General features: G+C 59.7%; 6 protein-coding genes. All 6 read right to left on the reverse strand.

Annotated elements, in window-relative coordinates; translation table 11 throughout:
• On the reverse strand, positions 1-1,883 hold a 1,883-nt coding region (locus GXX82_10985; GenBank protein ID NLT23560.1), incomplete at its 3' end, for an alpha/beta fold hydrolase.
• A gap of 45 nt (positions 1,884-1,928) precedes the next feature.
• A complete protein-coding gene (locus GXX82_10990) occupies positions 1,929-2,942 on the reverse strand; it encodes a DUF4105 domain-containing protein (GenBank protein NLT23561.1) in 1,014 nt (337 codons plus the stop codon).
• 76 nt (positions 2,943-3,018) lie between these two features.
• The gene (locus GXX82_10995) at positions 3,019-3,603 is read right to left on the reverse strand and encodes a hypothetical protein (protein NLT23562.1); all 585 of its coding nucleotides are present in this window, start codon (positions 3,601-3,603) and stop codon (positions 3,019-3,021) included.
• 58 nt (positions 3,604-3,661) lie between these two features.
• The gene (locus tag GXX82_11000) at positions 3,662-5,302 is read right to left on the reverse strand and encodes an alpha-D-glucose phosphate-specific phosphoglucomutase (GenBank protein NLT23563.1); all 1,641 of its coding nucleotides are present in this window, start codon (positions 5,300-5,302) and stop codon (positions 3,662-3,664) included.
• 17 nt (positions 5,303-5,319) lie between these two features.
• Positions 5,320-5,778 (reverse strand): DUF296 domain-containing protein, encoded by a 459-nt coding sequence (locus GXX82_11005; GenBank protein NLT23564.1) that lies wholly within the window; start codon positions 5,776-5,778, stop codon positions 5,320-5,322.
• A gap of 64 nt (positions 5,779-5,842) precedes the next feature.
• Positions 5,843-6,364 carry a hypothetical protein gene (locus GXX82_11010; protein NLT23565.1) on the reverse strand — a complete coding sequence of 174 codons (522 nt, stop codon included), beginning with the start codon at positions 6,362-6,364 and terminating at the stop codon, positions 5,843-5,845.
• Between the last annotated feature and the right edge of the window lie 571 nt (positions 6,365-6,935).

Here is a 6,935-nt window from a genome sequence, read left to right on the forward strand (position 1 = left end):
CCGATGTGGAGCAGGAGGATCCTGCGGACCTCTTCTATTGTTTGCGGTTCGGACTGGCAGGAGTGGCCGGAGTGGACGATGAGCTCCGATGCCGCGTTGTCGAGGTGGGCGCTGTCGTATTTCACCACCCCGTCCGTCCACCTGTCCTTCGGCGCGTCGGGGTTCTCCACGGAGATTATCGAATGCGCGGGTATCCCCGGGGCGATGGGGATCGATGAGAATGTCCTGACAAATTGACTGTTTGGGTCCATGTTCGCCGTACTTTTCGGGACCCCCTTGAAAGTGGACAGGTCAACGGCCCGGGGATTCAGGGAGGTGACCTCCTTCACGGCATCGAGCATCCGAAAGGGGAGCGACACGAACCTGCCGGCCATTCTCCCTATCCATCCCCCGGCGACGTAGCTGCCCCGGTGCGGCGTCGAAACGAATATCACCCTGCTGACAAAGGGCAGGGGCTTGTAGAAAAAGCTTCGGCTTATCATCCCCCGCGTACCGGGCGACACATCGAGCTTGTCGAAGGGGACTTTTGCGGCGTCGTCCCAGAAACGGGTCCCGCTGTCGACAACGGTCAGTCTCGTGAGGAGTCCTCCCTGGCTGTGACCCACGATGACCATGCGCCTCAATGCCGGGTCCCTGCCCTCGGGGTCGAGTCCGCTGACAAGCTCTTTGAGGCCCTCCGTCAGGAGGCCGCCCGAATAGAGAATGGGATTGCCCGTATTGTAGGTAAAGGCCCAGAACTGGTAACGGCCCCAGAGCCGTGGGTCGTTCTGAAGCTCATTGAGCATCTCCGCCCAGCGGGCGGGGCTCGAGGCGGTCCCATGGATGAAGATGACGGGGATGCGCCCCGGCATGTAGGGACTCATGAAGAAGATGTTCTCCTTGAACCGCGACGCGTCCTTGAAGAGGGTCACGTTGCCGGAAAAGAACCCCTTCGTCTCCATGCGGTACACCCCCGAGTTCTCAAGGGTGTAGGCAAGCGCCGAGGAAAGATCGAACTCAAGGGGCACCGTGCGCCCTCCAACTGTGACAGCGGTGGCGCTGTCAGTCGTGTACAGCTCCAATCTTCCACGCATCCTCCCTGTCCTCAGGCCCTCGTCCACGTTATGGAACCGAACGAGCAAGGTGACGGCCACCTTGACATCAAAAGGGACCTTGGCGGAGACGGGGTCTGCGGCACCGGGAAGATATTCGGTGGAGGCGACGAGAGCCGCGCCAATCCCCGGCCAGCGGTATTCGTTGCGCAATCCCCGGACGGAGAGTTTTGACGCGTCGGCAAACCTGACGAGGCGATATGAACTCCACCGGAACGAATCGGCACGGACCGAGATCGCGACCTCCCCGAACGGCAGGTTGTGCGTACCCTCCTTAAGGTCGATGAGAACCCCATCGGCGGAAGTGAGACCCTCGGCTATCCCGAGGTTGTAGATATCCACCGCCGTTCGAAAGCGAGGGTCGAAGGCATCGGGGGCGCGGGCGCCGCCCTCGGGAAAGAGAAGCGCCCAGGAATATACAGCCGAGGCAAGATAGTGCGATCTGTCTCCGCTCTGGGAGGCGTACAGAAAGGAAAGCTCCGCCAGGGCGAAGATGCGGTCCGTCTCATCCGCGGTCGGAACACCCTTGTGTATGGCCGCGATCACCTCGGCCGGATGGGTCTTGAATCTCTCCGCAAGACCGGTCCGGTTGAGCATCTGCATGGTCGGGGCACTGAGAGTGGACCCGGTCAGGACATTGGCGGTGAGCTTGTGATGGGATTCCTGCGGGTCGAGGTAGCTCACTCCGACCGGCGTGGCGCACCCCGACAGAATGAGGATACCGAGGAGAAGGACCATGAAGACCGCCTTCCCGGAAACATGTCGTATGTTCGGGACCATCTTCTTCTTCATATCATTAATCAGGAAGTCATCACAAACGAAAAAGTCACCCGGCCGCTACCTGAGCGGCCCTTCCCGAATGAGCCGTGAGAACGCCGGGTCTTTGCCTGCCGCCTGTGCCCTTTCATTGACAAGACTTCGCCTCTTGAGCTCTTCGAAGGGAAGGCCCCTGTCCACCATGCCCCGATCATATATCATCCTGTCAATGAAACCATTGATCACGATCCTCCAGTCGAAGCGAGAATTGGGAGCGTAGGGTACCGTGTGGCCCCGGATATTCGTCGTGCAGTTGCTTGTGAGGGCGTTGTACCACTCGGGACGGTCCCTCAGGCGGTTCACGGTACGCAGGTAATCAAGAAATACTTTGCGCGCGAGGTCCATCGGTGTCCTCAGGCGCCACAGGTAGACCTGTTCCTTGCGGTAGTTCGTCCTCAGACGAACCAGGTCACGCTCGTCGCCGATGATGTAGGTAAGCTCATACTGTTTGAAGAACCCTTTTATGGAAGAGTATTCCTCACCGACCTCCTTGCGCGTCTCGATGGAGAAACAGACGTAGTCTCCCCCGGCAAAACCAAAACTGAGCATCGTGTGGGCGATGAGAGGAGAACCCCAGTAAACGACGAAAAGGTCAACGCTTTTCATCCTTGCCAGGTCGAAGGTCCTGTCGTAATGGCGGACGGTATAATCCGTCTCTGTCCTGTAATCGACGTTCCGGATGCCGTGGATGGTCACCCTCTCTCCGTCGATCGCGGCCCAGGGGAGCAGAACCACGTCGGGCTGCCAGTTCCTTGTGTTCGACGGCGGGATCAGAAGCCACCAGACCTGAACGATCGTGAAGGTTGCCAGAAAGACGAGTCGCGCACCCCGAAGGCGATACCCGACGGTAAGGACGGCGAGGCTCCCGACGGCAAAAAGACCCGCGATGACAGGTCTGAAAGAGGGAGGCAGATCGGAATAGTAGACGGCGAGCGTCGCCCAGCCCGCCATGACGAGAAATGCGAACCTCCTGAAGGCATTGCCGATGCCCCTGAAGAACCGCCCGGGAAAGATGCCTCTGAAATCCATGCTCATGGGAATGCAGGGGACCGCCCGCGGCCTTCCACGGGTGGTCCCTGGCGATCCTTCGCCATTTGTGGTCCCGCGACGGCTACTTTTCCACCGCCATCGCCACGGCCTCGGTCACCCGCAGGTAGACATCATCTCCCTTCTTGATGTTCTTGAAGTTCCTGACGGACCTGTCGACCGTGAAGGTCCGCACGTTGCCCTCGGGACCTTTGAGAGAGAGGGTACGTTTCTTGTAGTTGATCTTTACGACCGTCGCCGTCACCTCCAGCGTGTCGACAACGACAGCTCCCGGCTTCTCACCCTTCGGCGCCACTTCCACGCTCCCGAACTCCGAGATGGAAGGCTTCTCGCCCGTCTTCGCTACAAAGACAGCGACCGATTCATAGAACGTCGCCCTGACCTTGTCGCCGGCCTTTATCTGGTCGAAGTTCTTCACCTCCGGGCCGACCTTGAAGCTGCGGGTCGCACCGTCGGGAACCTTGAGCGTGACCGTCCTCCTGGCGGCATCAACGGCGTCGACAACGGCCGAAACCTCGACGACATCGACCATGGCCCCCGCGGGCTTCTGGCCGGCCTTCTTTGCCGCTTTCTTCTCCTGGGAAAACCCGACGCTCACAAGCACGACCACAAGTAGCAATGCCAGTGCCAATGACAGTGTTCTCTTCATATAGATCCTCCTTTGGGATATTTCAGGACACCCGGGGATATCCATTACGCATCGATCCTCACACCAGCGCGTTCTTGACTATCCGGCGCGCTCCGGCCAGGATGGAGTCGAGGTGGGCCTCGTCAACAAAGCTCTCGGCGTACATCTTGATGATGTCCTCCGTGCCGGAGGGTCGCACCGCGAACCAGCCCCTCGCCGTCGTCACCTTGACACCGCCTATGGCCGCATTGTTGCCCGGGGCCTTCGTCATCTTCGAGGTTATCGGGTCCCCTGCCAGTTCTCCATCGCTTATGGCCTCGGGCGTCAGGGACGATACCGCCGCCCTCTCGGCCGCCGTTGCCGGGGCGTCGACCCGAACGTACAGGGGTTTCCCCAACCTGCCGGCCAGTTCGTCGTAAAGCTCTCCGGGGTCCTTGCCCGTTCTGGCGGTCATCTCCGCGGCAAGGAGGTCCATTATGATGCCGTCCTTGTCCGTCGTCCAGACCGTTCCGTCCTGCTTGAGGAAGCTCGCGCCGGCGCTTTCCTCGCCCCCGAAGCAGCATGACCCGTCAAAGAGGCCGTCGACGAACCATTTGAAACCGACGGGCACCTCCGAAAGCTTTCGGCCCAGGTCCTCCACCACGCGGTCGATCAGGCTGGAACTCACGAGGGTCTTGCCCACAGCCGCCCCCTTCGGCCAGCCGGGGCGGTGCGTCAGGAGGTAATGGATCGCCACGGCAAGGTAGTGATTCGGGTTCATGAGTCCCGTGGACCGGGCGACGATACCGTGCCGGTCCGCGTCCGTGTCATTGGCGAAGGCCACCCGGAAGCGGTCCTTGAGCGCCACCAGCCCCGCCATGGCGTAAGGGCTGGAACAATCCATCCTGATCTTGCCATCGTGGTCAACGGTCATGAAGGCGAACCTTGGGTCCACGATGTCGTTGACGACGGTCATGTCAAGACCGTAGAGGTCCCTGATGGGCTCCCAGTAGTGCACCGAGGACCCTCCCAGAGGGTCGACCCCCATCGTGACACCGGCGGACCGGATGCACTCCATGTCGATAACGTTCGCCAGATCTGTGACATAGGCCGTGACGAGATCGACAGGGTGGGTCGTCCCCGCCGTGATGGCGGACTCGTATCCCATCCTGCGGACCTCCTTGAGGCCGCCCCGAATAAGGTCGTTCGCCCTGTTCTCGATCCACCGCGTCACCTGTGTATCGGCGGGGCCGCCGCTCGGCGGATTGTACTTGAAGCCCCCGTCCTGGGGCGGGTTGTGCGAAGGAGTGACCACGATGCCGTCCGCGAAGCCGCCTGCCCTTCCGCGGTTGAATGACAGGATGGCGCGGGAGATGACGGGGGTGGGGGTAAACCCGTCGTCCTTCTGGATCATGGTCTCCACACCGTTTGCCGCGAGCACCTCGAGAGCGGTCCTTTGTGCCGGCGCCGAGAGCGCGTGGGTGTCCTTTCCCATGTAGAGGGGGCCATCCGTCCCCTGGTTTCGACGCAGATCGCATATTGCCTGCGTGACGGCAAGGATATGGACCTCGTTGAACGTGCCGGTGAGCGCCGAACCCCGGTGTCCGCTGGTCCCGAAGCTGACCCGTCCGGCGGGGTCGTCGGGGTCGGGCCTTCGTTGATAGTAGTCTTTCTCGAGCCCTGCAGGATCGATGAGTATCTCTGTCGGGGCCGGTTTGCCCGCCAGGGGAGAGATGGCCATGTCACACACTCCTTGTTCTACAATTGCGATGTCGGGCCTGTCAGCCTGAGAAGGACCATATTGACGACCGGGTCAAGGTCGCGGACGGCATTGACGCCCTTGAGCTCGATGACAACCGCCTCCATGATGAGAAAGGTCCTTGCCTCGCCGCGAAGGCATCCCGTCTTCACGGTGTCGAACTTCCCGTAGGTCCCGTGGATGTGAATGCGCGGCTCGTCGCCGTACCAGAAGACGGTGCCGACGGCGAGGGTCTCATGGCTTTCGACGAGTTCACGCCATGTCGGTTCCGGTGGCCGTACGTCGTCCTGCACCGGCCCGACGACGATCCTCCCCTCCGTTATCCCTCCGAGCAGATAAAAGATGGCGCACCTGATGTTCTCCTTCCTGATGATGCCGGAGAGATTGGCGATTATCTCGTCGCCATCCGCGAAATGGGCCAGGACCACCCTGCCCGTCTCACCGACCTGGTATCTCACTGCCATCTCCTTTCCATCGGTCCACCGGGATTCATACCCGCCATTCCCCGAACCGTCCGAGGGGTCACTTCAAAGGACCCCTTATGAGCTTCACGTCGTCGATCCAGACGGTTCCCTTGCCGTCGACGACAAGGTTCAGCCTGACGACATCCGGCTTCTGTCCCTTTTTGAGAAAGAAAGGCGTCTCCTGTGTGACCCATTCGGTAGTGCCCGTCACGAAGGTTTCCAGGGCACGGGAGAAGTATTCGCCCTTTCCCGTAAAAACACACCACATCTCCAGGAACACCTTGCCCTCAAAATCCCGCGTCTTGAGTCTTGCCTGATACGTCAGACGGGCCTTGTCAACATCGATGTCCCTGACCTCATAGAGCCGGACCGTCATGGAGGACGGGGCATCGATCCTGAGCGACCCCCTGTTGTCCGTCGACACACCGGGATCGAAAACGACGTTGGACTGCGTCAACACCCCCGCCATGTTGTCGAGGGGATACTCCTTGATGGTCCGGGGCGCTTCCTTCTCGCCGCACCCTGCAAAAAAGGAACACAAGCCCAGAAGGACCGCTATCGCAAGACAGGTTCTTTTCATGGGACAGCCTCCTTCCGCCACAGATCGCAGGACTCACGGTGATGTCCTGCAACACTACTATCCTATCACAACAGGCCGCGAGGGTGAAGAGGCGTTTGGGGGAAGAAGGGTGCAGACCGGAATGCCTTCCTTATGAGACAACGCTTCAGGACAGACAGATCCTCCATTGCGGACAAGGTTGGTCTCTTCTGAAGAAGGTAATGACCAATGACCAAATTCCAACAACCAGATAAACGGACAATAACCAATAACCAAGAAAGGAAACGATACAGGCGGTCCGTTCTGCCCTTTCCTCTGTTCAATTGGCTATTGGTCAATTGGTCATTATCTTCTTCATTGGTCATTGGGATTTGATTATTGGTCATTAATGTTATCGGGGACCTTCCGATAATCTGGAGTAGCGTCAGCACCGAGGTGAAGACATGATGAAAAGAGTTCCTGTGATGCTCTCCTCTCTGGGGAAGAGGATCTCGATCCTCAGGAGGGGCCCCAAGATCTTCCTTGTATTGTGCGCGTGGCTGTTCGTCGTCAGTATGCTGCTGGCGTTCGGACTGTAGAGACGGTTCCAGGC

Origin of the sequence: Syntrophorhabdus sp. (assembly GCA_012719415.1) — a bacterium.
Lineage (GTDB): Bacteria > Desulfobacterota > Syntrophorhabdia > Syntrophorhabdales > Syntrophorhabdaceae > Delta-02.

Excerpts from the sequence above, each read along its gene's own strand:
- GXX82_10990 (NLT23561.1), bottom strand. The coding sequence starts at position 2,942 with ATGAGCATGGATTTCAGAGGCATCTTTCCCGGGCGGTTCTTCAGGGGC.
- GXX82_10995 (NLT23562.1), bottom strand. The coding sequence starts at position 3,603 with ATGAAGAGAACACTGTCATTGGCACTGGCATTGCTACTTGTGGTCGTG.
- GXX82_11000 (NLT23563.1), bottom strand. The coding sequence starts at position 5,302 with ATGGCCATCTCTCCCCTGGCGGGCAAACCGGCCCCGACAGAGATACTC.
- GXX82_11010 (NLT23565.1), bottom strand. The coding sequence starts at position 6,364 with ATGAAAAGAACCTGTCTTGCGATAGCGGTCCTTCTGGGCTTGTGTTCC.